Source organism: Allobosea sp. FW305-C-101 (assembly GCF_058783685.1).
On the sequence record NZ_JBYSYT010000001.1, the window covers coordinates 1,098,851 to 1,124,408 of the forward strand.

20 protein-coding genes are annotated in these 25,558 nt (G+C 68.6%); 10 read left to right on the plus strand and 10 right to left on the minus strand.

Annotated elements, in window-relative coordinates; translation table 11 throughout:
* Positions 1-91 precede the first annotated feature (91 nt).
* Together AC3WMA_RS05245 and AC3WMA_RS05250 are read right to left on the minus strand one after the other, a co-directional pair.
* A complete protein-coding gene (locus AC3WMA_RS05245) occupies positions 92-1,603 on the minus strand; it encodes an EAL domain-containing protein (protein ID WP_492284318.1) in 1,512 nt (503 codons plus the stop codon).
* Positions 1,604-1,736: 133 nt separating this feature from the next.
* Complete coding sequence (locus AC3WMA_RS05250; RefSeq protein WP_492284319.1) at positions 1,737-3,494, minus strand: tetratricopeptide repeat protein; 1,758 nt, start codon at positions 3,492-3,494, stop codon at positions 1,737-1,739.
* A 179-nt stretch (positions 3,495-3,673) separates the two neighbouring features.
* Here AC3WMA_RS05250 and aptA point away from each other — a divergent pair, with 179 nt between their 5' ends.
* Together aptA and AC3WMA_RS05260 are read left to right on the plus strand one after the other, a co-directional pair.
* A complete protein-coding gene (gene aptA / locus AC3WMA_RS05255; RefSeq protein WP_492284320.1) occupies positions 3,674-5,014 on the plus strand; it encodes an omega-aminotransferase AptA in 1,341 nt (446 codons plus the stop codon).
* A gap of 28 nt (positions 5,015-5,042) precedes the next feature.
* Positions 5,043-6,146, plus strand: coding sequence for a serine hydrolase domain-containing protein (locus tag AC3WMA_RS05260; RefSeq protein ID WP_492284321.1), 1,104 nt, complete (start codon positions 5,043-5,045; stop codon positions 6,144-6,146).
* Positions 6,147-6,158: 12 nt separating this feature from the next.
* Here the strand turns inward: AC3WMA_RS05260 and AC3WMA_RS05265 are convergent, their stop codons facing one another.
* From AC3WMA_RS05265 to AC3WMA_RS05285, 5 genes are all read right to left on the minus strand, one after another.
* On the minus strand, positions 6,159-6,653 hold the full coding sequence (locus tag AC3WMA_RS05265; RefSeq protein WP_492284322.1) for a peptide deformylase: 495 nt from the start codon (positions 6,651-6,653) through the stop codon (positions 6,159-6,161).
* Positions 6,654-6,667: 14 nt separating this feature from the next.
* A complete protein-coding gene (locus AC3WMA_RS05270) occupies positions 6,668-8,869 on the minus strand; it encodes a 3-hydroxyacyl-CoA dehydrogenase NAD-binding domain-containing protein (RefSeq protein ID WP_492284323.1) in 2,202 nt (733 codons plus the stop codon).
* 155 nt (positions 8,870-9,024) lie between these two features.
* A complete protein-coding gene (locus AC3WMA_RS05275; RefSeq protein WP_492284324.1) occupies positions 9,025-10,233 on the minus strand; it encodes an acetyl-CoA C-acetyltransferase in 1,209 nt (402 codons plus the stop codon).
* Between the two features lie 141 nt (positions 10,234-10,374).
* Complete coding sequence (locus AC3WMA_RS05280; protein WP_492284325.1) at positions 10,375-12,162, minus strand: acyl-CoA dehydrogenase C-terminal domain-containing protein; 1,788 nt, start codon at positions 12,160-12,162, stop codon at positions 10,375-10,377.
* 242 nt (positions 12,163-12,404) lie between these two features.
* Positions 12,405-12,863, minus strand: coding sequence for a MerR family transcriptional regulator (locus AC3WMA_RS05285; RefSeq protein WP_492284326.1), 459 nt, complete (start codon positions 12,861-12,863; stop codon positions 12,405-12,407).
* A gap of 355 nt (positions 12,864-13,218) precedes the next feature.
* Here AC3WMA_RS05285 and AC3WMA_RS05290 point away from each other — a divergent pair, with 355 nt between their 5' ends.
* From AC3WMA_RS05290 to AC3WMA_RS05300, 3 genes are all read left to right on the plus strand, one after another.
* Positions 13,219-16,566, plus strand: coding sequence for an SEL1-like repeat protein (locus AC3WMA_RS05290; protein ID WP_492284327.1), 3,348 nt, complete (start codon positions 13,219-13,221; stop codon positions 16,564-16,566).
* A 181-nt stretch (positions 16,567-16,747) separates the two neighbouring features.
* Positions 16,748-17,677, plus strand: a complete 930-nt coding sequence (locus tag AC3WMA_RS05295; RefSeq protein ID WP_492284328.1) for a sulfite exporter TauE/SafE family protein — start codon at positions 16,748-16,750, stop codon at positions 17,675-17,677.
* Positions 17,674-18,444 carry a TIGR02186 family protein gene (locus AC3WMA_RS05300; protein ID WP_492284329.1) on the plus strand — a complete coding sequence of 257 codons (771 nt, stop codon included), beginning with the start codon at positions 17,674-17,676 and terminating at the stop codon, positions 18,442-18,444. The genes AC3WMA_RS05295 and AC3WMA_RS05300 overlap by 4 nt, the downstream gene beginning before the upstream one ends.
* Here AC3WMA_RS05300 and AC3WMA_RS05305 read toward each other — a convergent pair.
* Complete coding sequence (locus AC3WMA_RS05305) at positions 18,441-19,682, minus strand: molybdopterin molybdotransferase MoeA (protein WP_492284330.1); 1,242 nt, start codon at positions 19,680-19,682, stop codon at positions 18,441-18,443. The genes AC3WMA_RS05300 and AC3WMA_RS05305 overlap by 4 nt on opposite strands.
* Positions 19,683-19,842: 160 nt before the next feature.
* Here AC3WMA_RS05305 and AC3WMA_RS05310 point away from each other — a divergent pair, with 160 nt between their 5' ends.
* From AC3WMA_RS05310 to AC3WMA_RS05320, 3 genes are all read left to right on the plus strand, one after another.
* Positions 19,843-20,091: a sulfurtransferase TusA family protein gene (locus AC3WMA_RS05310; protein ID WP_492284751.1), complete on the plus strand. Its 249-nt coding sequence runs from the start codon at positions 19,843-19,845 to the stop codon at positions 20,089-20,091.
* A gap of 109 nt (positions 20,092-20,200) precedes the next feature.
* Complete coding sequence (locus tag AC3WMA_RS05315; RefSeq protein WP_492284331.1) at positions 20,201-21,316, plus strand: Mrp/NBP35 family ATP-binding protein; 1,116 nt, start codon at positions 20,201-20,203, stop codon at positions 21,314-21,316.
* A gap of 82 nt (positions 21,317-21,398) precedes the next feature.
* On the plus strand, positions 21,399-21,800 hold the full coding sequence (locus tag AC3WMA_RS05320) for an SRPBCC family protein (protein WP_492284332.1): 402 nt from the start codon (positions 21,399-21,401) through the stop codon (positions 21,798-21,800).
* A 7-nt stretch (positions 21,801-21,807) separates the two neighbouring features.
* Here the strand turns inward: AC3WMA_RS05320 and mobA are convergent, their stop codons facing one another.
* Together mobA and AC3WMA_RS05330 are read right to left on the minus strand one after the other, a co-directional pair.
* Positions 21,808-22,425, minus strand: a complete 618-nt coding sequence (gene mobA / locus AC3WMA_RS05325; RefSeq protein WP_492284333.1) for a molybdenum cofactor guanylyltransferase MobA — start codon at positions 22,423-22,425, stop codon at positions 21,808-21,810.
* A 5-nt stretch (positions 22,426-22,430) separates the two neighbouring features.
* The gene (locus tag AC3WMA_RS05330) at positions 22,431-22,946 is read right to left on the minus strand and encodes a DUF2478 domain-containing protein (RefSeq protein ID WP_492284334.1); all 516 of its coding nucleotides are present in this window, start codon (positions 22,944-22,946) and stop codon (positions 22,431-22,433) included.
* Between the two features lie 240 nt (positions 22,947-23,186).
* Between AC3WMA_RS05330 and AC3WMA_RS05335 the strand changes: the two genes are divergently transcribed.
* On the plus strand, positions 23,187-24,443 hold the full coding sequence (locus tag AC3WMA_RS05335; RefSeq protein ID WP_492284335.1) for a peptide ABC transporter permease: 1,257 nt from the start codon (positions 23,187-23,189) through the stop codon (positions 24,441-24,443).
* A 113-nt stretch (positions 24,444-24,556) separates the two neighbouring features.
* The gene (locus AC3WMA_RS05340) at positions 24,557-25,540 is read left to right on the plus strand and encodes a threonine ammonia-lyase (protein ID WP_492284336.1); all 984 of its coding nucleotides are present in this window, start codon (positions 24,557-24,559) and stop codon (positions 25,538-25,540) included.
* Positions 25,541-25,558 lie beyond the last annotated feature (18 nt).

Genomic DNA, 25,558 nt, shown 5'->3' on the forward strand with positions numbered 1-25,558 from the left:
GTGAGGAAGGCGAACGCCGCCTCTCGACATGGCCTGATCTAGACGGGATTCGCTGGGAGCGGAACCGGAGACCGCGACGGGCGGCCGCGCGTCAGGCGCTGGCGCGGCGCAGGACCGCCCGGAAAGGCAACCGCTCGGGTCGCGCTTCCTGCGGAGCCGTCTCCGGGAAGGGCAACGGAGCCGGCGATGCATTGGCTCGGGCGAGCAGGCGCTCGGCGATGCTCCGCGGTGCCGGCGCGGCTTCGACCTGCGTGGGAGCAGCCGGCGCAGGCGCGGGAGCAGGCGCGGCGGACACCGGCTCCGGCTCGGCGAAGACTTCGGGTTTCACCGGGCGTGGCGGCGAAAAGGCTAGTCCCTGCCCCATCATGGCGCCGAGTTCGATCATGTCGGCCGCGGCAGGATTGTCCTCGACCTGGTCCGCCACGAGCGTGACCGAGACGCGGGCCAGCAGCGTTGCGAGATCACCGGCAGCGATGTCGCTCTGGATTCGGCCGTCGAGATGCGCCTGGAGCAGCGCGGCGGGCGCCTTCACATAACGGATGCCCCGATCGAACAGGGCGCGCGGATCGAGGCGCAGATCAACGAGCTGGTCGAGCGCGAAACGCACGCCGTTCGCCGACATCGCGCCGAGCAGGCCGAGGCTGGTCGGGTCGAGCTCGCGGAACACCGCCTGCGGCATCTCGATGACCAGATGGGCGGTATGATCGCGGTATTTATCGAGGATACGGGTCAAGGCCGCCAGCGCCCGCGACGAGCTCCAGGTCGCGTGGCTGAAATTGCAGGAGACGAAGATGCCGCCATCCTTCGAGCCGAGATGGCGGGCAATCGCCAGGGCCCGTGTCAGCACGAGCGCGTCCAGCGTAGGCCCGAAACCGCGGGTCTCGACGGTCTCGATGAACTCATGCGGCAGGAGCAGCGTGTTCTCGTCCAGCCGCAGGCGCGCCAGCGCCTCGTAGCCGCAGGTCCGGCGTTGCGGCAGCGAGACGATCGGCTGCAGATGGACTTCCAGCCGGCCCTCGCTGAGCGCCTTGCCGATCAGTGCCGCGCGTTCGGCCTCTGCCTCCTCGCGCGCCGCAGCAGCGGCAGCCGCGCGCTCGGCGGCCAGCTTCTCGGCCCGCTCCCGGCGGACAGTTTCCGGATCGAGCACCACCTCGGGCGCCGGCGCGGCCACTGGTATGGCGACGGGCTCGGGCATGCGCGCGAGCACCGTCTCATGATCGGCGAGCGTCGTCGCGACCTGGTGGATCAAGTCGCCGAGCAACCCGACCTCGGCGGTCAGTTCGTGGATCGCGGCGCGCGCCGGCGCGGCATCGGCATCGCGCATCGGCATCTGCTCGACGCGCTGCGACAAGGCGTCGAGGCGAATGGCATTGGTCGCGAGCCGAACCTTGACCTCGCCGATCCCCGCCATGGCCTGCTCGTGCCGGGCGAGGCTGCGCCGCTCGAAGGCTCGCATCGCCAGCATGCAGCCGGCTCCGGAGGCCAGCAGGCCGAGCGCCGAGCCGAGCCCACCCGGAAGCAGGATCGCAACCGCTGCGCCAGCCGACAGGCCGGTCACGGCGCCTGCGAGAGGGTGCAGGGATTTCAGACGGGCAGGTGCCACGGCAGCGTTCGCGCTACGTCGAGGAATCGGAATGGGAAGCGAATCACGGTCTACAACCGCAGATTAACCTTGCCGGCGCGGTTATGCGAGCGACCGCCCCACTTCCGCCACATCCGGCGCACGCCACGAGGGCTTAAGGCTTGTTCAGGCCCAGCGCCGTCAGGATCCGGTCGATCACTGGCCGGGAGAACCCTCGCCGTTCGAGGAAGGCGCGCGGGTCTTTTCCGAACAGCGGCGCCTTCTCGTTGAGCTGGGTCAGCAGCTTCGCCTGCTTTTCCGGTTCATTGTCGGTCGCCGCCTTGAGCGCCTGGCCAAGCAGGCCGAACTGGCTCGAATCCGCCGCCAGCATGCCGGCGTGGCTTTCGGATACCTTTTCCGCTCCGACGAGATAGGCCCCGAGAAAGGCGTAGAAATCGTAGCGCGGCGGGCGGGCTACGCTGAGCGAGGTCGCGCGCTCCAACAGCGGCAGCCCTTCGAGCGGGCGGCCGAGCCGGACATACAGCGCGCCGATATCGGCCATGATCTCCGGATCATAGGGATTGCGGGCCTGTGCCTCACGGCCCATCTGGATCGCCTCGTCGGTCGCGCCGCGCAGCAGCAGCACCTTCATCATCGCCTGATAGGCTCGCGCGCCCGATGGCGCGAGCCGGACTGCCGTCAAGGCCGCCGCGAGGGAGCGGTCGAGCGGGGCGCGCGGATTATTTGCGTCACCCAGAGCGGCAGCGCCTTGCGGCGCCGGGCTGGCATGCTCGCGCAGCGTCATGATCGCGAGATGGGCCCAGGCCGGATAGAAACCCGGCTCCTGCTCGACCAACTGCGCGAGGCAGAGCTGGGCCGCCAGGTGCATCTCGGGCTGCATGGCGCGTCGCGCGTCGAAGGCCTTCAGGATGCAACGCATGGCCGGCGACGCCACGGACTGGCGTGCGTCGGCGGGAATGATGCCGAAAGGCTCGGCCAAGCGTGTCGCCAGCCGCCGCGCCATCTCGGCGAGATCGCTTTCCTGGAGCGTCGCGAGTGACGAGCGGCTCGACGAGGTCGTCCAGACGATACGTCCGTCTCGCACCGAGCGCAGGCGGGCCAGCCCCACCGCCCCGCTGTCCAGCCCCTGGGCGTCGATCTCGATCGCGTAGTCGACCTCGTCCTCCGGGGCGGAGCCGGGGAGCGGTGCCCTGATCGTCACGAGGTCATCGAACCGCGCCATGGCATCGACCAGCAGCGCCGAGAAGCGGCGCAGGACCTCGGCAAGCTTGGGGTCGGAAGGCGGGTTGGGGGTGATGATCGCGACGCGCACGAGAAGAGGCATCGCGGCCGTCTCGCGTGATGCGCCGGCTGCCTGCTCCACAGCGGCGGGCTTCGCGGCTTCGGTTACGGCCGGGCCGCGGGCCGGCGCCAGATACCACCAGCCGAGCGCCAGCAGGCCGCCTGCCAGGGCCGTGACGGTCAGCCCGGCCCAGCGCAGCGCGGTCCGCCGATCCGGCCCCTGTGCCTCGTCCGAGGCGTCGGGCGCGGCCCGGTTGCCCTCGCCGCCGAACCAGGTGAAGACCGGCACATAGCCGCCGACCGGCATCGAGATCTGCACGGGGTCGTCACGGCCGTCACCGGAATAATACTGCGCCAGCGCGCGCCGCAGCCGCCCCGCCTCGACGCGGACGATCGGGTCGAGCTGCGGATTGAAATCGGCCGGCCGGCCGAGCCCCTCGACCGCGATCGTATAGCCCTTCAGCTCGGCCGCGCGCCCTTCGACCGTGCGCTCGACCACGAAGCTCAGGAACGCGGAAAGCTGGGGCGCAGCGCGGAAGGCATCCGAGACAAGGACCCTGTCGAGGCCGGCGCGAATGATCGCCGCGGCTCGTACGTCCAGCCGTCCAGGATCATCTGCGCCTTCGGCCATCGGGGTCCGTTCTCTTTGCGCCCCTCAAGCGGGGATTGTACGCCATTGGCGACCTAACGTCACCCATCAGCGGGTTTACGCCGTCATCCGCTGGGCGCAGCCATCCTCGGCCATGATGGCGATTTACAGGCGGCTTGCTCCTGCTAGCTTCAACCAAGGTTAATCCACAGGGGCCTCGAATGACGTCAGCACCTTCCGCCATCGCCACGCCGAACGACCTCGAAGCCTACTGGATGCCGTTCACGGCCAACCGGTCGTTCAAGAAGAACCCGCGCATGGTCGCCCGCGCCGAGGGCATGTTCTACTACACGCCCGACAATAAGCCGGTCATGGACGGCACGGCCGGCCTGTGGTGCTGCAATGCCGGCCATGCCCGCGAGCCGATCATCCAGGCGATCCAGGCGCAGGCGCGCGACCTCGACTACGCTCCGTCCTTCCAGTACGGCCACCCCAAGGTCTTCGCCGCCGCGGCCCGGATCGCGGCGCTGGCGCCGGGCGATCTCGACCACGTCTTCTTCGCCGGCTCCGGCTCGGAAGCGGCCGATTCCGCGCTCAAGATCGCGCTCGCCTACTGGAACGTCTCGGGCAAGGCGGCCAAGACCCGCCTGATCGGCCGCGAGCGCGGCTATCACGGCGTCGGCTTCGGCGGCATCTCGGTCGGTGGGATGTCGAACAACCGCAAGTTCTTCGGCTCGCTGCTCACCGGCGTCGACCATCTCGCCCACACTTACGACCGCGAGAAGCAGGCTTTCAGCAAGGGCGAGCCGGATTACGGCGCGCATTTCGCCGATGATCTCGAGCGGATCGTCGCGCTGCACGATGCCTCGACCATCGCCGCCGTGATCGTCGAGCCGATGGCGGGATCCACCGGCGCGCTGCCGCCGCCGAAGGGCTATCTCAAGCGCCTGCGCGAGATCTGCGACAAGCACGGCATCCTCTTGATCTTCGACGAGGTCATCACCGGCTTCGGGCGTCTGGGCTTCGCCTTCGCCGCCGAGCGCTACGGCGTGATCCCCGACATGATCACCTTCGCCAAGGGCGTGACCTCCGGCACGGTGCCGATGGGCGGCGTGATCGTGCGCAAGCATATCTACGACGCCTTCATGGGCGGGCCGGACAACGTCATCGAGCTGTTCCACGGCTATACCTATTCGGGCCACCCGCTGGCGGCGGCGGCCTGCCTGGCGACGCTCGACATCTATCGCGACGAAGGGCTGTTCGAGCGGGCGCGCGCCATGGAAGGCGCCTGGGCCCAGGCGGTGATGAGCCTGAAGGGCGAGCCGAACGTCGTCGATATCCGCACGCTCGGCATCGTCGGCGCGGTCGACCTCGCGCCCCGCGCCGAGGGCGTCGGCAAGCGTGCCTTCGAAGCGATGGACCGCCTCTTCCGCGAGGAAGGCCTGATGGTGCGAACCGCAGCCGATACCATCGCTTTCTCGCCGCCGCTGATCATCTCGGAGAGCCAGATCGAAGAGCTGATCGAGAAGCTGCGCCGGGCGATCCGGGCAGTCGCGAACTGAGGCTGCGACAGGCAGGGATTTGCCGGACATGGATCGACGCATTTTTCTCACCGGCGCGAGCGCGGCCCTTGTGGCGCGCCCGGCCGCAGCGCAAGCGCCGACGCGCCAATGGCAATCCCTGTCTCTCGCCGAGGCGGGGTTCAAACCCGATGCGAGCGAGCGCCTGCAGAAGGCCTTCGCCGACGGCGAACTGAAGGGGCTCCATGGCCTTGTCGTGCTCCGGCACGGCAAGATCGCGATGGAGCACTATTTCACCGGCACGGACGAAATCTGGGGCGATAGCCGTGGCACCGTCGCCTTCAACGCCGACGAGCTTCACGACCTCCGCTCGGTGTCGAAGAGCATCGTCGGGCTGATCTACGGCATCGCGCTCGGCGAGGGACACGTCCCGAAACCGGATGCGCCGGTGTTGGCGAGCTTCCCGGATTATCGCGATCTCGCGGCCGATGCGGACCGGCAGCGCATCAAGATCGAGCATGTCCTGACCATGAGCATGGGTCTCGCCTGGGACGAGAGCCTGCCCTACACCGATCCGCGCAACAGCGAGATCGCGATGGAGCGGGCGGCCGATCGCTATCGCTTCATCCTGGAGCAGCCGATCACCCGTCCGCCCGGCGAGGCCTGGACCTATAGCGGCGGCGCCACGGCCCTGCTGGGCCATCTCGTCGCCAGGGGCTCGGGCCAGCGGCTCAGCGCCTATGCTTCAAGCCGCCTCTTCGCGCCGCTCGGGATCGGGCATTTCACCTGGACGAACGGCATGAACGGCGAGCAAGCCGCGGCCTCGGGCCTGCGCCTGCGTCCGCGCGATCTTGCCGCGATCGGGCAGCTCCTGCTGGACAAGGGCAGCCATGGCGGGCGGCAGATCATACCGGCCGACTGGGTGGAGCAGGCCCTCACCCAGCGCATGCAGCGAAAGGATGGGCTCGGCTACGGCTATCAGTGGTATCTCGGCCGCGATCGTGCCGGAGATGCCTGGTACGGCGCCGAAGGCAATGGCGGGCAACGCCTGATCGTCGCGCCCAAGCAGCAGATCGTCATCGCCACCACGGCGGGGAATTACAACCAGCCCGGCAATTCGCGGCTGCCGCTGCGCGTGGCGAGCGAATTCGTCTTCGGCGCCCTGGCCCAGTAGGCAGGGCGCCGCTCAGCTACGCCGCAACTTGTTGTAGCGGGCAATCAGCCTGTCGCGCTTGAGCCGCGACAGGCGGTCGATCCAGAAGATGCCGTCGAGCTGGTCGATCTCGTGCTGATGGCAGACGGCCAGCAGGCCGTCTGCCTCCTCGACATGCTCCGCCCCGTCGAGATCGCGATAGCGCACGCGAACATGGGCATGGCGCTCCAACTCGTCGGTGACACCGGGCATCGAGACGCTGCCCTCGACATGGCGGATGGTCTCGCGCGAGACGCCGTCCAGCACCGGATTGGCATAGGTCCGGACGTCGCCGGGCGTCAGCTCCAGCACCACCAGCCGCGACGACACGCCGATATGTGGCGCGGTGATGCCGATGCCGGGCGCTTCCCGCATCGTGTCGAGCAGATCGGCGGCAAGCTCGCGCAGGTCGGCATCGAAGCGCGTGACGGGTGCAGCCGCCACGCGCAAGCGCGGATCGGGAAAGCTCAGGATCGGCCGGGTGGCCATGGTGGCCCGCCCGCTCAGGCCACCTTCTTCTCGGCCGGGCCGTAGAAGCTCTCGCCGGTCTTGGCCATGCGCTTCAGCAGGCGGTTCGGCTTGAAGCGCTCGCCATGGGCCTTGGCCAGCTTCTCGCAGAGCTTCACGAAGGCAGCTGCCCCCATGTTGTCGATATAGGAGAGCGTGCCGCCCGAGTAAGGCGCGAAGCCGAAGCCGATGATCGAGCCGACATCGGCCTCGCGCGGATCGGTGACGACACCTTCCTCATAGGTCTTCGCAGCTTCCAGCGCCTGGGTGACCAGGAGGCGGTGCTTCAGCTCCTCCATGTCGACGCTCTCGGGATCGAGCCGCGGGCCTGCGAGATCGGCGAGCCCCGGCCAGAGGCGCTTCGGCCCGGCTTCCGGATAGTCGTAGAAGCCCTTCTTGTTCTTGCGGCCCAGCCGCCCGTGCTTCTCGACCATGTCGGCGAGCAGCTTCTCCTGCGCCGGATCGACCGCTCCGTCGCCGAGCTGGGCCTTGGTCGCCTTCAGCACCTTGTAGGCGAGATCGACCGCAACCTCATCGTTGAGCGAGAGCGGGCCGACCGGCATGCCGGCCTGCTTGCCGGCGGCCTCGATCATCGCCGGGGGCACGCCTTCCATCAGCATCAGATGGCCTTCGCGGATATAGTTGCCGACGCAGCGATTGGCGTAGAAGCCGCGGGTGTCATTCACGACGATCGGCGTCTTCTTGATGGCGCGGACGAAGTCCAGCGCCATGGCGAGCGCCTTCTTGCCGGTCTTCTTGGCCATGATGACCTCGACCAGCAGCATCTTCTCGACCGGCGAGAAGAAATGGATGCCGATGAAGTTCTTCGGGCGCTGGCTGGTCTCGGCGAGGCCGGTGATCGGCAGCGTCGAGGTGTTGGAGCCGAAGATGGTGCGCGGGCCGACCACGGCCTCGACCTTGGCGATGACCTCGGCCTTGACCTTCGGGTCCTCGAAAACGGCCTCGACGATCAGGTCGCAGCCCTTGAGATCGGCATAGTCGGCGGAGGCCTTGATGCGGCCGAGCAGCGCGTCGCGGTCTGCGGTCTTGGCGCGGCCCTTCATGATCTGGTCGGAGACCAGCTTGTGCGAATAGGCCTTGCCCTTCTCGGCCGCCTCGACGTCCTTATCGACCAGCACGACCTCTAGGCCGGCATTGGCGGTGACATAGGCGATGCCGGCGCCCATGAAGCCGGCGCCGATGACGCCGACCTTTTTGAGCTTGGACGGCGGCACGTCGGCCGGGCGGCGGGCGCCCTTGTTCAATTCCTGCATCGAGACGAAGAGCGAGCGGATCATCGAGGCCGCTTCCTTCGTCCGGAGGATCTTGGCGAAGTAACGGCTCTCGACCTTGAGGCCGAGATCGATCGGCAGCTGCAGGCCCTCATGGACCGCGCAGAGGATGGCACGCGCAGCCGGGTAATTGTCGTTGGTCTCGCGGCGATAGATCGCGTTGGCCGGCGGCCAGATCTGCATGCCGGCCGGCGAATGAACCTTGTTGGAGGGCAGCTTGAAGCCCTTCTGGTCCCAGGCTTGAGTCGCCTGCGGATTGGCCTTGAGCCAGTCCTTGGCGTTCTGGACGATGTCGGCACGCGGGGTGACGGCATGGACGAGGCCGGAATTGCGCGCCGGCAGCGCCTTCACCTGCTCGCCCTTGAACATCATCTGAAGCGCGTCACCGGTCTGCATCAGGCGGGCGACACGCTGGGTGCCGCCGGCGCCGGGGAAGAGCCCGACTTTGATCTCGGGCAGGCCAACGCGGGTCGAGGCGTCGTCCGAAACGACACGATACTGGCAGGAGAGCGCGAGCTCGAAGGCCCCGCCGAGGCAGACGCCGTTGATCGCCGCGGCGAAGGGTTTCCCGCAGGTTTCGAGCTTGCGGTAGAGCAGCGAGAGCTTGCGGCTCTCGTCGAAGAAGCTCTGCATCGCGACCGCCTCGCCCTTCTCCTTGGCGAGCGTCACATAGAGGTCGCGCAGGCCCTGGAGCATGGTGAGGTCGGCGCCACCGGAGAAGCTCTCCTTGCCGGAGGTGATGACGCAGCCCTTGATGGCTTCGTCGCCCGCGACCTTGTCGACGATCTGGTTGAGCTCCTCCATCACCTCGGGGGTGATGACGTTCATCGAGCGGCCGGGCATGTCCCAGGTCGCCACAGCGATGCCGTCGGCGTCGGTCTCAAAGCGGAAATTGGTGAGGTTCATGGACGGTCCCTCCGGTGGGTCGGGTCATCCCGGACGCCGCCACGCGGCGATCCGGGATCGTCATCAGGAAAAGGCGGTGCTGGGAGCTGGCTCGTCTTGCGGTCCCGTGTCTGCGCAGCGGTACTTCGCACCGCGGCGCGCACGGGAAGACAGTGCTAGACCCGCTCGATGATGGTGGCGACGCCCATGCCGACGGCGACGCAGAGCGTCACCAGCGCGACCTGCTTGTCCTGACGTTCCAGCTCGTCGAGCACGGTGCCCAGCACCATCGCGCCGGTCGCGCCGAGCGGGTGGCCCATGGCGATGGCGCCGCCGTTGACGTTCAGGATGGCGTCGTCGATGTCGAGCGCCTGCTGGTAGCGCAGCACGACCGAGGAGAAGGCCTCGTTCAGTTCGAACAGGTCGATGTCCTTGACGGACATGCCGGCCTTCTTCAGCACGCGCTCGGTGACGTCGACCGGACCGGTCAGCATCAGCGCGAGATCGGAGCCGACGGTGGCGAAAGCCTTGATCCGGGCGCGGGGCTTCAGGCCCGCAGCCTTGCCGGCCTTCTTCGAGCCGACGAGCACGGCGGCCGCACCATCGACGATGCCCGACGAATTGCCGGCATGATGAACGTGGTTGACGAACTCGACATCCGGATGCGCCGAAGTCGCAACCGCATCGAAGCCGCCCATCTCGCCCATCTGAACGAAAGAGGCCTTCAGAGCGGCCAGCGTCTGCATGTCGGTGCCGGGACGGATCGTCTCGTCACGATCGAGGATGACGAGGCCGTTGACGTCGGTAACGGGGATCACCGAGTTCTTGAAGCGGCCCTCGGCCCAGGCCTTGGCGGCGCGCTGGTGCGAGCGCACGGCGAAGGCGTCGACATCGTCACGGGAGAAGCCGTACTTGGTCGCGATCAGATCGGCCGCGACGCCCTGCGGCATGAAATAGGTGTCGATCGCGACTGATGGATCCACCGCGATGCCGAAGCCCGAAGCGCCCATGCCGACGCGCGACATCGACTCGACGCCGCCGCCGATCGCCATCTCCTTCTGGCCGGACATGACCTGCGCCGCGGCGAGGTTCACCGCATCGAGGCCCGAGGCGCAGAAGCGGTTGATCTGCACGCCCGGCACTTCCTTGCCGTAGCCGGCCTTAAGCGCGACGGTGCGGGCGATGTCGGCGCCTGCCTCGCCGACCGGGTCGACGCAGCCCATGACCACGTCCTCGACGAGGAGCGGATCGAGGTTGTTGCGATCCTTGATCGCGCGCAGCGCCTGGGTGCCGAGCTCGATCGCCGTCACTTCGTGAAGCGAGCCGTCGGCCTTGCCCTTGCCGCGCGGCGTCCGGACGTGATCGTAGATGAATGCGTCTGCCATCGAGGGATCTCCCTGGCCTGCCGCGACCCGGCGGCTTGTTTTTATGCCGGACGTCGTGGTCGGGCCTGGCCCGACCATCTTCCTATCCAGCGAACTCATCAAGGGCTGCCCGGGCCAGGCCCGGGCAGGACGGCGCTTTCGTCAGAACTGCTCGACGCTCAACGCCATGGTGGTGTCGGCGCCGGAGGTGATGCGCGCCAGATGGGCGCCGGTTTCCGGCAAGGTGCGCTCCATGAAGAAGCGGGCCGTGACCAGCTTGGCGCTCATCCGCTCGTCGGCACCGGCCTTGAGCTTCTCCTGCGCGGCCTTGGCCATCTTCACCCACATGTAGCCGAGCGAGACGAGACCGAGCAGGTGCATGAAGTCGGACGCACCGGCGCCGGCATTGTCGGGCTTGGCGAGCGCGTTGTTCATGAACCACATCGCCGCCTGCTGGAGATGGCCGAGCGAAGCCTGGAGCGGGCCGAGCAACGGCTTCAGCGCCTCGTCCTCGGCATTCTCCTTCAGGAAGGTGCCGACCTCGTTGAAGAAGGCCATGATGCCGCGACCGCCATCGCGGCCGAGCTTGCGGCCGACGAGGTCCATCGCCTGCACGCCGTTGGCGCCCTCGTAGATCATGGCGATACGGGCATCGCGGACGAACTGCTCGACGCCGGTCTCGGCGATGTAGCCGTGGCCACCGAACATCTGCTGCGCCTTCACCGCATTGTCGAAGCCGACATCGGTGAGCACGCCCTTGAGCACCGGGGTCATCAGGCCGAGCTGGTCGTCGGCCGCCTGGCGCTCGGCCGCATCGCCGGAACGATGGGCGATGTCCGACTTCAGCGCATTCCAGAGCACGAAGGCGCGGGCGGCCTCGTTGAAGGCCTTGATCGACATCAGCGTGCGGCGCACGTCCGGGTGGACGATGATCGGATCGGCCGGCTTGGCAGGCTCATTGGTGCCGGTCAGCGCGCGGCCCTGCAGGCGCTCCTTCGCATAGGCGACGGCGTTCTGATAGGCGACCTCGGACTGGGCGAGGCCCTGGATCGCGACGCCGAGGCGGGCCTCGTTCATCATCACGAACATGGCGTTGAGGCCCTTGTTCTCGGCCCCGACCAGCCAGCCCTGCGCGCCGTCATAGTTCATGACGCAGGTCGAATTGCCGTGGATGCCCATCTTGTGCTCGATCGAGCCGCAGGAGACGCCGTTATTGGCGCCGACCGAGCCGTCGCTACCCAGCTTGTTGCGCGGCACGACGAAGAGCGAGATGCCCTTCACGCCGGCAGGCGCGCCCTCGATGCGGGCCAACACGAGATGGACGATGTTCTCGGTGATGTCCTGCTCGCCGGCCGAGATGAAAATCTTGGTGCCGGAGATCGCGTAGGAGCCGTCGCCGTTCGGCACGGCCTTGGTCTTGAGGAGGCCGAGATCGGTGCCGCAATGCGGTTCGGTCAGGTTCATGGTGCCCGACCAGGTGCCGTCGATCATCTTCGGCAGGTAGGTGCGCTTGATCTCGTCGGAGCCATGGACATAGAGCGCGGCGATCGCGCCCATGGTCAGGCCGGGATACATGGCGAAGGCCATGTTCGCGGCCGAGGCGTATTCATTCATCACGGCGCCGAGCGTGTAGGGCAGGCCCTGGCCGCCATATTCCGGGTCCATGGCAAGCCCGATCCAGCCGCCGCCGGCATAGGCCTCATAGGCCGCCTTGAAGCCCTTCGGCGTGGTGACGCGGCCGTCGGCGTGACGGGTGCAGCCTTCCTGATCGCCGGAATAGTTGATCGGCTGGAGGACTTCCTCGCAGAGCTTGGCGCCCTCACCGAGCACGGCCTCGATCACATCCGAGGATGCATCGGCGAAGCCCGGCAGGTTGTTGTAGCGCTCGATGTTGAAGACGTCGTTGAGCAGGAAAAGCGTATCGTCGACGGGTGCCTTGTAGACCGGCATCTGATCCTCCCTCTCGTCGCAAAGGCGGCGCTTGATCCCTGTCGCCGCACCAAGATAGTTCACATATAAACAATCTGGATGAAGTTGCAACTGTGACGATACGATTTTGTCGGCCATGCGACAGGGGGCGCGCCGTGCCGCGCATAAAAAAAGCCCCGGCGAAAGCCGGGGCTTGGCGGGTGCGGATGTCATCCCGTGCCTGCGCAGCAGCGTTTCACGCTGCGGCGCATATGGGATGACGCTCAGGCCTTGCCGAGACGCGCGAGCGAGCTCTCGAGCTCGGCGATCGCGCCTTCGATCTCGGCGCGCTGGCTGCGCAGCAGCTCGAGCTGCTCGACGATCTGCTCGCGGCTGAGCTGCAGGCCGCCGACGGATGCGGCGGCATCGCCGGACGAACCCTTCTTGTCCTCGTTGGCGAGCATGGCGCGGATTTCGACGAGCGTGAATCCGAGCTGCTTGCCCTTGAGGATCAGGGCGAGGCGGGCGCGGTCGCGCGCCGAATAGATGCGCGTCATGCCGGAACGGCTCGGAGCGATCAGGCCCCGCGATTCATAGAAGCGCAGTGTGCGCAGCGTCACGCCGAAATCGCGGGCGAGGTCGCTAATGGTGAAATCGCCGGCCTGTTCGGCGGCGGCGGAGTCGGCGGCGTCGCGGGTTTCATGAATCGAGGAACCCGCCATAGCCAAGCTTTGGCGTGACATGAAAGCTGCAATCCTTGCGATTGGATCGAATCGCCGACCTTCTGACGGCATCGATCGATGCCTGAGTGATAGGCATGGAGCTCTCGCTGCGTCAGGTAATACGTGGCAGGGGCGGGGTAAGTTACCGTTACATGGCCCGAAAAGGCGCCTTCCCATGGGGCATTCGGGAAAAATTAACGATCAGGACCCCGATTATTAACCTGCTGTTTACCATGCAAGCCAAATGTCGGGAACGCGCATCGGCTTCGTGGCTTCGTCAACGGTATTTTCACGATCAGCCAAGGTTCGCGCGGAAGGCGACGGCATCAGGGGGCCTCGCCTGCCGCAGACAAGGTCCCCTTAGGCGAGCGAGATCATGGCCAACAGCTTGCCCTGGAGCGTGAAGGGCGTCGATCCCCGGACGCGCGATGCGGCAAAGGCGGCGGCCCGCCGGGCGGGCATGACGCTGGGCGAATGGCTCGACCACAAGATTCGCGACGAGAGCGAGGAAGCCCTTGCTTCGACGCCTCCGGAACAGCTCGACATCGCCGCCCTGTCCGAGCGGCTGGCGCGCCTGTCGCAGGGCCGGATGGATACGGCGCCGCGGCAGCCGGAGCCGGCCCCGTCGCGCGAGGCGATCGACAGCCTCGTCGGCCAGGCAGCCGCCCTCGAAAGCATGACGCGTGAAGCCAATGCCCGGACCGCCGGCGCGCTGGATTCGATCACCCGCTGGATCGAGAAGACCGAGGACCGCCTGTCGTCGAGCGAGCGCGGCTCGGCCGAGCGGCAGGAACGCGCCACCAATGTCATCGCCGACGCCATCAAGACGATGGGCGAGCGCATCGCCGAGATCGAGCGCCGCAACATCGAGGCCCAGCAACCGCGCGTCGAACAGGCGCCCCGCCTCGCCTTCAGCCGCGAGGGGCTTGCCGCCGCCGTCACCGACATCCGCACGCGCCAGCGCTTCCTCGACACCGACGAGGCCGTGGCAGCCCGGCCGGCAGCCGTCGCCCCCGAGCGCATCTCGGCCTTGCGCGAGGACCTGCGCGAGCTTGGCTCCCGCCTCTCCCACGAAAGCCGCCGCCCCGCCCAGCCGCAGCGGCCGGCCGCGCCCATGCGCGTCGACACCAGCGCCATCGAGGCCAAGATCGGCCTCCTGGCCGAACGCCTCGACAGGCTCGACCGGCGCGACCAGTTCGAGCCCCTGCTCAAGCCGCTCACCCGGATCGAGGCGGAAGTCTCGCGGCTCTCGCAGGACCGCGCCGGTGAAAGCTACCAGCGCTTCCAGCTGGAGATCGCGCATCTCGCCGCCAAGGTCGATGCGCTCGCCACCCGCGGCGGCCAGGTCACCAATCTCGATCCCGTCCGGCGTGACATCGCCGAACTGAGGGATCTCCTCGGCGCCGGCGGACAGGACCACAAGCTGGAGAACCTCTCCGAGCAGGTCGCCACGCTCGGTTTCGAGATCGGGCGGCTGCGCGACGTCCAGCCCGACATGAGCGAGCTGCGCAGCCTCGCGAACGCGATCGACGACGTGCGCGGCGTCGTGCTGTCGCAGCGCGGCGAATTCCCCGGCGCCGGCCTGCTGACGTCGCTGGGCACCCAGATCGACACCCTCTCGCACAAGTTCGACGCGATCGCCTCGCAAAAGCTCGACGAAGCGGCGTCCCAGCGCCAGAGCGAGTATCTCGCCAGCCGCATCGATTCGCTGCAGCAGCGGATCGAGACGCTGGCCGAGCAGGGCCCCTCCGCCGTCACCCGCCAGATCGAGGCGCTCTCCGGCCGGATCGAGAGCCTCGCCGCTTCGAGCCAGCTGACCCGGATGGTCGGCGAAGGCGCGGCCACGGTCGATCTAAACCCGATCGAGCAGATGCTGAAGCATCTCGCCGAGAAGATCGACGAGGCCGGCGCGCCCGGCGCCAACGCCGAATCCTTCGATGCGCTCGAACGGCAGATCTCCGGCATCGCCAGCCGTCTCGACGAGGCCTCCGCGACCCGCTTCGCCGAGAACGGCATGGAGCGTACGCTGCAGGATCTCGTCGTGCACCTGCGCTCGATGCGCGAGGAAACCGCCGCCGAACGGGCCGCACTGGTCCAGGCGGCGAGCACGACGGCCCCCGGAAAGGGCATTGCCGAACTGTCGAGCCTGGTCACCGGGCTGCACGACACCCACGCCTCGTCCGATCGCCAGACCCGCGATGCGCTCGGCGCCGTCCACGGCTCGCTCGAGACGATCATGTCGCGGCTCGCGAGCCTCGAAGCCGATCTGCACGGCGAGCGGCGCCCGCCCGCGGGCACCCTCGCCGCCGCGATGCGCGGCGACGATACCCTCGTTCAGGCCAAGCCGGCCCCTGCTCCCAACCGTGACGGCGCGAGCCTTTCGGTCGGTGCCGCCGCGCAGGACCGCTTTGCGGCACCGGCGAGCGAGCCCGCCCGGACCGAGCCCGCCCTGCCGGCGGTCAGCACCGCCTTCGACATGCCGCTCGAGCCCGGCTCCGGGCGCCCGCGCCCCGAAGCCGTCGCCGCTGCCGGCCAGGACCCGCAATCGGTGCGCCAGAGCCTGATCGCCGCCGCGCGACGCTCCGCCAAGGCCGCCAGCGAGGCGGCCGCGTCCACGCCCGTGCCCGCCGCCGAGCCATCGACCAAGAGCCCCGGCCGCCTCAAGGAGATTCTGGAGAAGCGCAAACGCCCGCTCCTGCTCGGCCTCGCCGCGCTGGTCCTCGCCATGGGTACCGCGCATCTCGTCACCACCTCGCTGCGTGGCGACGGCGACAAGGCCGCCAACAACGAAGCCCGCAGCCTGATCGCTCCGCCGGCCGCCCAGCCGGAGGCCCCTGCCGCGCCGGCCCAGGCGCCCGCCAAGGATCAGTCCTCCGCCCTGCCCGCCACCCCGCAAGAGGCTCCGGCTCAGCCGGCGGCCAGCACTGCCGCACCCGAGCGCTCCATCACCGCATCGGCGGCTCCCGCGGCGCCTGCCGAGGCCGCTCCTGCGGCGGCGGCGCCGGCCGAGCAGGCTCAGGTCGTAACCGGGATCGGTGACCTGCCGGCCGGGTTCGGCAGCGCAGGCCTGCGCAAGGCGGCCCAGGACGGCGATGCGCGCGCGGTCTACGAACTCGCGAGCAAGGCTGCCGACGGGCCAGCCAACCAGCGCGACCCCAAGCTCGCGCTGCGCCTGTTCGAGCGCGCCGCGGTCGCGGGGCTTGCCCCCGCCCAGTTCCGTGTCGGCAACATGTTCGAGAAGGGCATCGGCACGCAGCGCGACCTCGCGCTCGCCCGTGTCTGGTACCAGCGCGCCGCCGAGCGCGGCAACGCCAAGGCCATGCACAACCTCGCCGTGCTCCATGCCGAGGGCGCCTCGGGAAAACCGGACTATGCCATGGCGACGGAGTGGTTCCGCCGCGCTGCCGAGCTCGGCGTCCGCGACAGCCAGTACAATCTCGCCGTGCTGCTGGGACGCGGTCTCGGCGCGCCGACCGACCTCGCCCAGTCCTTCGTCTGGTTCTCGGTCGCGGCGGGCCAGGGCGACGAGGATGCCGGCCGCAAGCGCGACGAGGTGGCCCAGCGCCTGAAGCCCGAGGATCTCACCGCGGCCAAGGGACTGGCGGCGAGCTGGAAGCCCCGGACGCTCGACGCCGCCGCCAACGAAGTCGCTCCGCCGGCCAAGGGCTGGGATGCCCAGCCCACCGCGGCGGTGGCCAAGCCGGCAAAGCCGTCCCGGTCCTGAGCCGCGTCGCGCAACGTCATGCTTTCGACGTGTTGACGCGAGAGTAAGAACGATCGTTTCCTAGGGCGGGCCGGAAGCGGCCCGCCTTTTCCATTCGGAAACTTGCCTTAACCCGGACAGCCTAGTCTGGGGCTCATCAGGCGCATGCAAACGTTCATGCGCCGCCTTTCGAGGGATCAGCGTGCAGATCTACCTGCCGATCGCCGAGCTGCCGATCAGCGTGCTGATGGTTCTCGGCCTGAGTGGCGCGGTGGGCTTCATCTCCGGCCTGTTCGGCGTCGGCGGCGGCTTCCTGCTGACGCCGCTGCTGATCTTCCTCGACATCCCGCCGGCCGTGGCGGTCGCGACCGTCGCGGCGCAGGTCGCGGGCTCCTCGATGACCGGCGTGCTGACCTATCTCCGGCGCAAGGCGCTCGACCTCAAGCTCGGTGGCGTGCTCGTCAGCGGCGGTATCCTGGGCACCGTCCTCGGCGTGCTGTTCTTCAACACGATGCGCCGGCTCGGCCAGCTCGAACTCGTGATCACGCTGTCCTACGTCACGCTGTTCTCGATCATCGGCGGGCTGATGCTCTACGACGCGCTGCGCGCCATGCTGCGCGTCCGGGCCGGCAAGCCGGCGCGGTTGAAGCGGCGCGGCGGCATGCACCCCTGGTGGATGGGCCTGCCCTTCCGCCAGCGCTTCTACCGCTCCGGCCTTTATTGCAGCGTCATTCCCATCGCGCTCCTCGCCATCGTCATCGGCTTCATCGGCGCCGTGCTCGGCGTCGGCGGCGGCTTCATCCTGGTTCCCGGCCTGATCTACTTCTTCCGGATTCCGCCGGCCGTGGTGGTCGGCACCTCGCTGTTCCAGATCCTGGTGACGATGACCGGCGCGACCGTGCTGCACGCCGTCACCAACCAGTCGGTCGATATCGTTCTGGCCGTGCTGCTGCTGGTCGGCGGCGTGATCGGCGCGCAGTTCGGCGGACGAGCGGCGCGCAATCTCAATGTCGAATCCTTCCGCCTGCTGCTGGCGCTGCTGATCCTGTCGGTGGGCCTGCGCTTCGCCATCGAGCTCTTCATCCCGCCGAGCGAGCCGTTCTCGGTCGTCGTGCCGGAGAGCGCGCGATGAAATGGCTCGCCGCGCTCCTTACCGCATTCTCGATCGGGCACGCGACCAACGCGGCGCGCGCCGAGACGCTGATCGCGGCGATGTCGAGCCATCAGATCCAGATCACCTCGAACTATACCGGCAGCCAGCTCACGGTGTTCGGACTGGTCGAGCGCGACGGCCGGACGATCGCGCGCGGCGACCCCTACGACATCATCGTCACGGTGCGCGGGCCGAGGCGGATGCTGCTGGTGCGCGAGAAGGAGCGGCTCGGCCCGATCTGGATCAACCGGACGCAGAGGCGCTTCCCGGACAACCCGGTCTTCCTGCATGTTGCCAGCAACCGGCCGATCGCAGAGATGATGTCCAACGAAACGGCGCAGCGCGACCGTATCGGCCTCGCCAATGCCGAGCGGCCTTCCGGCAGCTGGGTCGATCTCGATCCCGGTGCGCGGCGCTTTCGCGAAAGCCTCGTCCGGATCATGCAGGCCAAGGACCTCTACGGCTACGAGGAGCGCGGCGTCACCTTCCTGTCGAGCGCGCTGTTCAGCGCACCGGTCGACATCCCCGCGACGGCGCCGACCGGCTCCTACACGGTCGATATCGTGCTCTATTCCGGCGGCGTGCCCCTAGCGCGGCAACAAACCAATTTCGAGGTGATCAAGACCGGGATCGAGCAGCGGCTGGCCTCCGGCGCCTATGACTGGGCCATCCTGTACGGCCTCGTCACCGTGCTTATCGCGCTGTTCCTCGGCTGGAGCGCGAGTGTGATCTTCCGACGCGACTAGAGAAGTTCCGCATAGGGCAGGAAGGGCGCGAAATCGCCCGCCTCGACCCGCGCGACATCTTCGGCCAGCACGACGAGCCCATCGGACTGCGCGAGCGAGGCGAGCGAGCCTGCGCCCTCGCCGGGATGCCGGCGAGCGACAACCACGCCATCAGCGCCCTGTTCGAGCGAAACGCGCAGGAATTCGCGGCGACCCGTTTTCCGGGCATGCGAAAAGTCAAGCCTGACCGGCCAGGCTCGCGGTCGAGCAGAGGTTTCGCCAGCCAGCCGGGCGATCAGCGGGCGCGCGACGAAGGCGAAGCCGACGAAAACCGCGACAGGATTGCCGGGCAGCCCCACGAAGGGCGTGCCGGCGACATTGCCGATCGCGATCGGCTTGCCCGGCTTGATCGCAACCCGCCAGAGGTCGAGCGCACCGCAGGCCAGCACGGCGTCCCTGACGTGATCGGCTTCGCCGACGGAGACGCCGCCGGAGGTGATGACGAGATCGCAACCGGCCGCCGCCTCGCGCAGCCGCTGCGCCAATCCTGCCGCCTCGTCGCTGAGGATGCCGAGATCGACGACCTCGGCGCCGGCCCGCGCCAGCATGGCCCGCAGCATCGCCCGATTGGCGTCATAGATCGCGCCGGAACCAAGTGCCCTGCCCGGCTCGGTGAGCTCGTCCCCGGTCGAGAACAGCGCGACACGCGGGCGGCGGCGCACCGTGACATCGGCCAGCCCCAGCGCAGCGAGCAGGCCGAGGTCCTGCGGGCCAAGGCGCCGGCCCGCCGGCAGGACCGCCTGACCACGCGCGACATCCTCACCCGCCAACCGCAGATTGGCGCCGCGCCTGATGCCGGCCGGCAGGGTGACCGCACCATCGCTTGCGACAACATCCTCCTGCATCACGATGGTATCGGCGCCGTCGGGAACCGGGGCACCGGTGAAAATGCGCCAGGCGCCCTGCTCCAATCGTGCGGGGGCCTCTCCGGCCATCGTCCAGCCCAGCACCGGCAGGCTAGTCGCCGCGCCGGGTGCGAGATCGCCGAAGCGGACGGCATAACCATCCACCGCGGAATTGGCGAAGGGCGGGAGATCGCACGGCGCGATCACCGCTTCCGCCAGCACATGGCCGTCGGCTTGGGCGAGCGGAAGCTTCACAGTGCCGGCGAGCGGGTGCACGCGCGAAACCGCATCAGCTGCCGCCTCGTCGAGCGTGACGAGCCCGGAATCGCTCCGGCCATCACCCAGCCGCGCCATCACGGTCCCCGCCTGCTTCGGCCGCCTGAGCGCATTGCCGCCCGCTTCCTCCCGATCGATCGTTCTTCATCGGCGGCGCGGCCTGTGGGGTCAAGCACCCTGCGGCATGGCGGCGGTTGCCGGCCGCCGAACAGCCGTCCTATGAAACAGCATGACGACGATGGCCCCGACGGGCACGCCCCCCGACGCGATCGAGCTGGACCTGCGCGGCCTGAAATGCCCGCTTCCGGTGCTGCGCGTGCGCAAGGCGCTGATCGCCGCGCGGGCCGGTACGCTCCTCGTCGTGCAATGCACCGACCCGATGGCCGCGATCGACCTGCCGAACCTCGCGCGCGAAACCGGCGACGTCATCGAGTTGCAGGGGGATGCGGACGGCGCCCTCGTCTTCCATATCCGCAAGGCGGCCTAGACAACCACGTCATGCTCGGGCTTGACCCGAGCATCTCCTGAAAGAGATTCTCGGGTCTGCGCTTCGCTACGCCCGAGAATGACGCTTCCGAGAAACGGAGTTCGACAACGTGACCGTCTCCCAAGCCGATGTCCTGCGGGCGCTCGAACTGGTGAAGCTGCCGGCAAGCGGGCAGTCGCTCGCCGCCTCCGGCCGCATCGGCGACATCCTTGTCGACGGCGGCAAGGTGATCTTCGCCATCGGCATCGACGCGACCGAAGCCGCAGCGATGGAGCCGGTGCGAAAGGCGGCCGAAAGCGCCGTCGGCGGCCTGCCGGGCGTGACGCAGGTTCTGGTCGGGCTGACGGCCGACAAGGCCGGTCCTTCGGCCGGGATGCAGGCCCGACAGCAGGCGCAGCGTCCCGGACCGGGCGGACCGCCCCGACCAGCCGGTGTGCCGGGCGTGAAGCAGATCATCGCCGTCGCCAGCGGCAAGGGCGGCGTCGGCAAGTCGACGACCGCGGCCAATCTCGCCGTGGCGCTCGCGACGCTCGGCCTCAAGGTCGGCGTGCTCGACTCCGACATCTACGGGCCGTCCATGCCGAAGATCTTCGGCATTACCGGCAAGCCGCAGATCGTCTCCGGCCGGACGCTCGCGCCGATGGAGGCCTATGGCCTCAAGGTCATGTCGATCGGCTTCCTCGTCGACGAGGAGACGCCGATGATCTGGCGCGGGCCGATGGTGATCTCGGCCATCACCCAGATGCTGCGCGAGGTCGCCTGGGGCGAGCTCGACGTGCTCGTCGTCGACATGCCGCCCGGCACCGGCGACGCCCAGCTCACCATGGCCCAACAGGTGCCGCTCGCCGGGGCCGTCATCGTCTCGACGCCGCAGGACCTCGCCCTGCTCGACGCGCGCCGCGGCGTCGCGATGTTCAGGAAGGTCGCGGTACCGATCCTCGGCCTCGTCGAGAACATGAGCTATTTCACCTGCCCGGCCTGCGGGCATCGCTCCGACATCTTCGCCCATGGCGGCGCCCGGCACGAGGCGGAGCGGCTCGGCATCCCCTTCCTCGGCGAGATCCCACTGGCCATGCCGATCCGCGAGACCTCCGATGGTGGCCGCCCGATCGTCGCCAGCGATCCCACGAGCGCCCATGCCAAGGCCTATGTCGCGCTGGCCCGGCAGGTGCAGGCCAGCCTCGGCGGCGCGGTCCGGGCCGCTCCGCGCATCGTCATCGAGTAGTATTCGGCGAGCGTCACGCCGGGTGCTTGACAAACCGGACTTTTTGTTCTTCTTTTGTTCTTTATCTGGAAGGACGAAAGCCATGGCCGTCCATCGCGCCCGCCATATCGGGATCGGCATCGACCACCCGGTGGAGGAGGTCTATGCCTTCCTCGCCGACCCCGCGAACTTCCCGCGCTGGGCCGAGGGCCTCGGCCACAGCTTCGTGCCGGTCGAGGGCATGACCTGGCGCGCCGAGACGCCGATGGGGCCGATGCGCATCCTGTTCAGCGAGCCGAACAACCATGGCGTGCTCGACCATGCCGTCATCCCCCAGCACGGTCCGGCCATGCACAATCCGATGCGGGTCGTCGCCAATGGCGACGGGGCCGAAATCGTGTTCACGCTGTTCCAGCGCGACGGCATGTCCGATGACGAGATGGCGGGGGATGCGGCCATGGTCGCCCGCGACCTCGCGGCGCTGAAGGCTCTGCTGGAAGGGTAAGCGCCAGTCAGGCCACGCTTGCGGCCAGCCGCTCAGCCTCGACGAGATCCTCGGGCGTGTTGACGTTGAAGAAGGGATCGAGCGGTTCAGCGGACCATTCGGCGACGGCGACGCCATGCCCCTGCGCCCAGCGGCCAAGCTTGCGCTCGCCCGCGGCCAGCGCCTCGCGTAACTCCTCCCGCAACGCGACCGGCCAGAGGCCGATGGCGTGGTGCTGCTGCCCACCCGAGGCCGCGCAGGCGAGCGGCGTGCCGGCGGCAGCCCGCGCCTGATGCAGGCGCGCGGCGAGATCCCCAGGAATGAAGGGCGTATCGGCGGCGACGCTGAGCAGCCACTCGGTTTGCGGCCTGTGAGCTGCAATCCAGTCAAGCCCGGCGAGGATTCCCGCAAGGGGTCCGGCAAAATCCGGCACCGTATCGGCGACGACCGGCAGGCCGAAGCCGGCGAGCCGCGCCGGATCGCCGTTGGCATTGAGCAGAAGGTCGTCACACTGGCCGCGCAGGCGATCGATGACATGGGCGAGGATCGGCCTGCCGGCGAGCGGCTTCAGCGCCTTGTCGCCACCGCCCATCCGCCGGGCGAGGCCGCCCGCGAGGATCAGGCCGATGGTCGGCGTTTCCGCCATGAGGCTCAAGCCGCGACGCGCGTTGCCGCCAGCGCCCAGCGCTCCACCGCCGCCTCATCGACAGGCAATTCGAGCCAGTCGTCACCGGCGAAATCACGCCAGGCCGGCAGGAAATCGCTGCGCACGGCGATCAGCAGCGGCAGGCCGGCGAGCAGCGCACCGGCGATCTCCGCGCGCAGCCCCTCGCCCGCGGCCTCCTGCTTGCCGAAGCGGTTGACGATGACGAGATCGGCGCGCCCGGCCAGCGCATCGGAGAAGGCTGCGGCAGCGGCGGCCAAACCAGCGGCATCGAGATGGCAGCCCGAAGCGCCTGCGCCGAGATCCTGGCTGATCGCGAAACGCCGGCCGCTCGCGACATCCTCCAGCGACATCGCCATGCAGCGGTCGTCGCAGGCCGGATCGTTGTGCTGGACGACGCCGCCGAGGCGCAGCCCCTGGCGCTTCAGCCGGGCCACGAGCCCGTGCATGAAGGCATCGATCGGAAAGCCGCTCGCAAAGGGGATGGCCGCCAGCATGGTCATGCCGGTTTCTCTCACGAACGCCGCCGCTTCGCCAGAGGCCCGGCGTCGCACCATCGGGTACCAGCCATAGGGGCCCTCCGGAGATCATCATGCTCCGCGCCATCGATTTGACGATGTCAAAACAGGCTTTCAGTGTTGCGCCGCACCTACAGTCGAGGGCGCTTGCGCCCGCTAGGGTGGCAGCGGCTCATCCCGGGCGGCCGGGCAGGCCGAGAGGCTGTCAGGACCCCGCCGAAACGCATGATCCGCAACAACGCCCAAGCCCCGCTCGATCCGGCCACCGACGCCGCGCTGCTGCTGCGGCGCATCGGCTTCGGCACGCTGGCACTCGTCCTGCCGCTGGCTGCGCTGGTCTCGCGCCGCGCTGCCGTCGTGCTGGTGCCGATCGGCATCGCCCTGCTGATCATCGCGACGCTGATCGAAGAGCCTCGCAAATTCGTCGGCACGCTCCGTGCGCTCCTGGTCAGCCGCCCCGGCCTGATCCTGATCGGCCTGATCGCCTGGGCCTTCCTCTCCCTGGTCTGGAGTCCGTTTCCGGGCGCCGCCGTCGAGAAGGCGGGCAATCTGATGCTCGCTGCCGTGCTCGGCTTCGTCGGCCTCTCGGCCCTGCCCGAGCGGATGCGCTCCTCGAACCTCAACCTTGTCGCGCTCGGCACCGGCACCGCCGGCATCTTCGCGCTCGGTCTGATCGCGGTCGCGGCGCTGCGCCATGCCGAGACACCGCCCGGCGCCGTCGAGCGCGGCGTCTCGATCATCCTGATCATGGCCTGGCCGGCGCTGGCCTGGCTGCTTTCGCGCGAGCGCGGCCTCAGTGCACTGGGCTTGGCCCTCGTCGTGACGCTGCTGGCGCTGACGCGCTTCGAGGACGGCGAGACGCTCGCCATGATCTTCGGCGCCGTCGCCTTTGGCGCCGTCACCGCCAGCCCTGAGCGCGCGACGCAGATCATCGCCGCCATCATCGCCGGGCTGATGCTGTTCGCGCCGATCCTGCCCTTCCTGATGGCGCCGCTGGTCTCGATCCTGCCCGACAGCGCCGACGACTTCGCGCAGATGCTCTCGATCTGGGCCGACGTGATCCGGCAATCGCCGATCGAGCTGATAACCGGGCACGGGCTCGATACCGTCGTGCGCGGGCAGATGAACGGCACCTTGCCGCAGCCCGCCCCGGCGACCCTGCTGTTCGAGACCTGGTACGAACTCGGGCTGGTCGGGGCCGCAGCCGCCGCAGCCTGCCTCTATTTCGCGATCCGCGCCGCCGGGCGCATGACCGGTGCGCTGGCAGCCGGCGGCGTCGCGGCTTTCACCACGGCCTTCGCGCTCAGCGTCTTCGGCTTCGCGCCGCTGCTGCCCTGGTGGCTGATGACCCTGACCGCCGTGATGCTGCTGTTCGGCGCCATCGCGCGGGGCCAGTACCGCACCGACCGCCCGGCGGTGCCGCTGCCGACGCGCCCGGTCAATCATACCCGGCCCAAGGCGAGCCCGCCGCCCGCTCCCTGACGGTCGGACTCAGCCGCAATCTCGAATGCGCTTAGCCGACGCTTGACGGCTGGGCGTCCGCCGCGCTCTCGTGCCGCCGAACCGGAATCGCTGGGGCAAAGGACCAGAGCGCCATGAGCTTCGACGTCACCGAATTCGACGTCACCCTTGCCGACGTCCAGGCCGCCGCCGCGCGCATTGCCGGCAAGGTCCGCCGCACGCCGACCTATTACAGCGCGGGGCTGTCCGCTCGGCTCGGCGTCGAGACCTGGGTGAAGGTCGAGAGCCTGCAGCTCGGCGGCTCGTTCAAGGTCCGCGGCTGCTACAACAAGCTGATGGGGCTCAGCGAAGCCGAACTGACGCGCGGTGTCGTCACCGTCTCGGGCGGGAACCACGCCATCGCCGTGTCACTCGTCGCGCGCGCCGTCGGCACGCGGGCGCTGGTGCTGATGCCGAAGGCGACGCCGGCGCTCAATATCCGCCTGACCGAGGAGGCCGGCGGGCAGGTCGAGCTCTGCGAGGATTCCGTCGCTGCCTTCGCCAAGGCCGAAGACTACGCCGCGCAGGGCATGACCCACGTCCATTCCTATGACGACCCGGCGATCATCGCCGGACATGGCACACTCGGCCTCGAACTGGCGGCCGATGCCGGCGGGCGGCTCGACCATGTCTTCATCTCGGTTGGCGGCGGCGGCTTCTCGGCCGGCGTCGGCACAGCCTTGAAGGGGCTCGATCCGGCCGTGCGGCTGCATGGCGTCGAGACCGAGGGCGCCACGACGATGACGCAGGCGCTGGCGGCTGGCGAACCTGTCGCGATCCGCCCGACCTCGATCGCCCGCACGCTCGGCGCGCCCTTCGCGACCAAGCGCACCATGGCCGCGGCCCGGCAGTTCCTCGAAGAGATCATCGTGGTGTCCGACGCGGAGGCCGTCCGCGAACTCGTCTGGGTGCTCCAGAACGGACGGGTGCTGCTGGAGCCGGCGGCCTCCTGCGTGGTCGCCGCCGCATTGGCGCGCAAGGACAGCTTCCGGTCCGACGAGAGGGTTTGCCTCGTGCTCTGCGGCTCGAATGTCGCGCTCGAGGATATCGACGGCTGGCGCAAGAGCTTCGGCGTCTGAGCCGGCGCGAAAGCATTT

Coding starts and splice junctions, on each gene's coding strand:
- AC3WMA_RS05305 (WP_492284330.1), bottom strand. CDS start 19,682: ATGGCGCGGCTGGGTGATGGCCGGAGCGATTCCGGGCTCGTCACGCTC.
- AC3WMA_RS05280 (WP_492284325.1), bottom strand. CDS start 12,162: ATGCCGGTCTACAAGGCACCCGTCGACGATACGCTTTTCCTGCTCAAC.
- AC3WMA_RS05330 (WP_492284334.1), bottom strand. CDS start 22,946: ATGACCATGCTGGCGGCCATCCCCTTTGCGAGCGGCTTTCCGATCGAT.
- AC3WMA_RS05275 (WP_492284324.1), bottom strand. CDS start 10,233: ATGGCAGACGCATTCATCTACGATCACGTCCGGACGCCGCGCGGCAAG.
- AC3WMA_RS05250 (WP_492284319.1), bottom strand. CDS start 3,494: ATGGCCGAAGGCGCAGATGATCCTGGACGGCTGGACGTACGAGCCGCG.
- AC3WMA_RS05340 (WP_492284336.1), top strand. CDS start 24,557: ATGAGCTTCGACGTCACCGAATTCGACGTCACCCTTGCCGACGTCCAG.
- AC3WMA_RS05265 (WP_492284322.1), bottom strand. CDS start 6,653: ATGGCCACCCGGCCGATCCTGAGCTTTCCCGATCCGCGCTTGCGCGTG.
- AC3WMA_RS05290 (WP_492284327.1), top strand. CDS start 13,219: ATGGCCAACAGCTTGCCCTGGAGCGTGAAGGGCGTCGATCCCCGGACG.
- AC3WMA_RS05260 (WP_492284321.1), top strand. CDS start 5,043: ATGGATCGACGCATTTTTCTCACCGGCGCGAGCGCGGCCCTTGTGGCG.
- aptA (WP_492284320.1), top strand. CDS start 3,674: ATGACGTCAGCACCTTCCGCCATCGCCACGCCGAACGACCTCGAAGCC.
- AC3WMA_RS05270 (WP_492284323.1), bottom strand. CDS start 8,869: ATGAACCTCACCAATTTCCGCTTTGAGACCGACGCCGACGGCATCGCT.
- AC3WMA_RS05285 (WP_492284326.1), bottom strand. CDS start 12,863: ATGTCACGCCAAAGCTTGGCTATGGCGGGTTCCTCGATTCATGAAACC.
- mobA (WP_492284333.1), bottom strand. CDS start 22,425: ATGGCGGAAACGCCGACCATCGGCCTGATCCTCGCGGGCGGCCTCGCC.
- AC3WMA_RS05310 (WP_492284751.1), top strand. CDS start 19,843: ATGGCCCCGACGGGCACGCCCCCCGACGCGATCGAGCTGGACCTGCGC.
- AC3WMA_RS05320 (WP_492284332.1), top strand. CDS start 21,399: ATGGCCGTCCATCGCGCCCGCCATATCGGGATCGGCATCGACCACCCG.
- AC3WMA_RS05335 (WP_492284335.1), top strand. CDS start 23,187: ATGATCCGCAACAACGCCCAAGCCCCGCTCGATCCGGCCACCGACGCC.
- AC3WMA_RS05300 (WP_492284329.1), top strand. CDS start 17,674: ATGAAATGGCTCGCCGCGCTCCTTACCGCATTCTCGATCGGGCACGCG.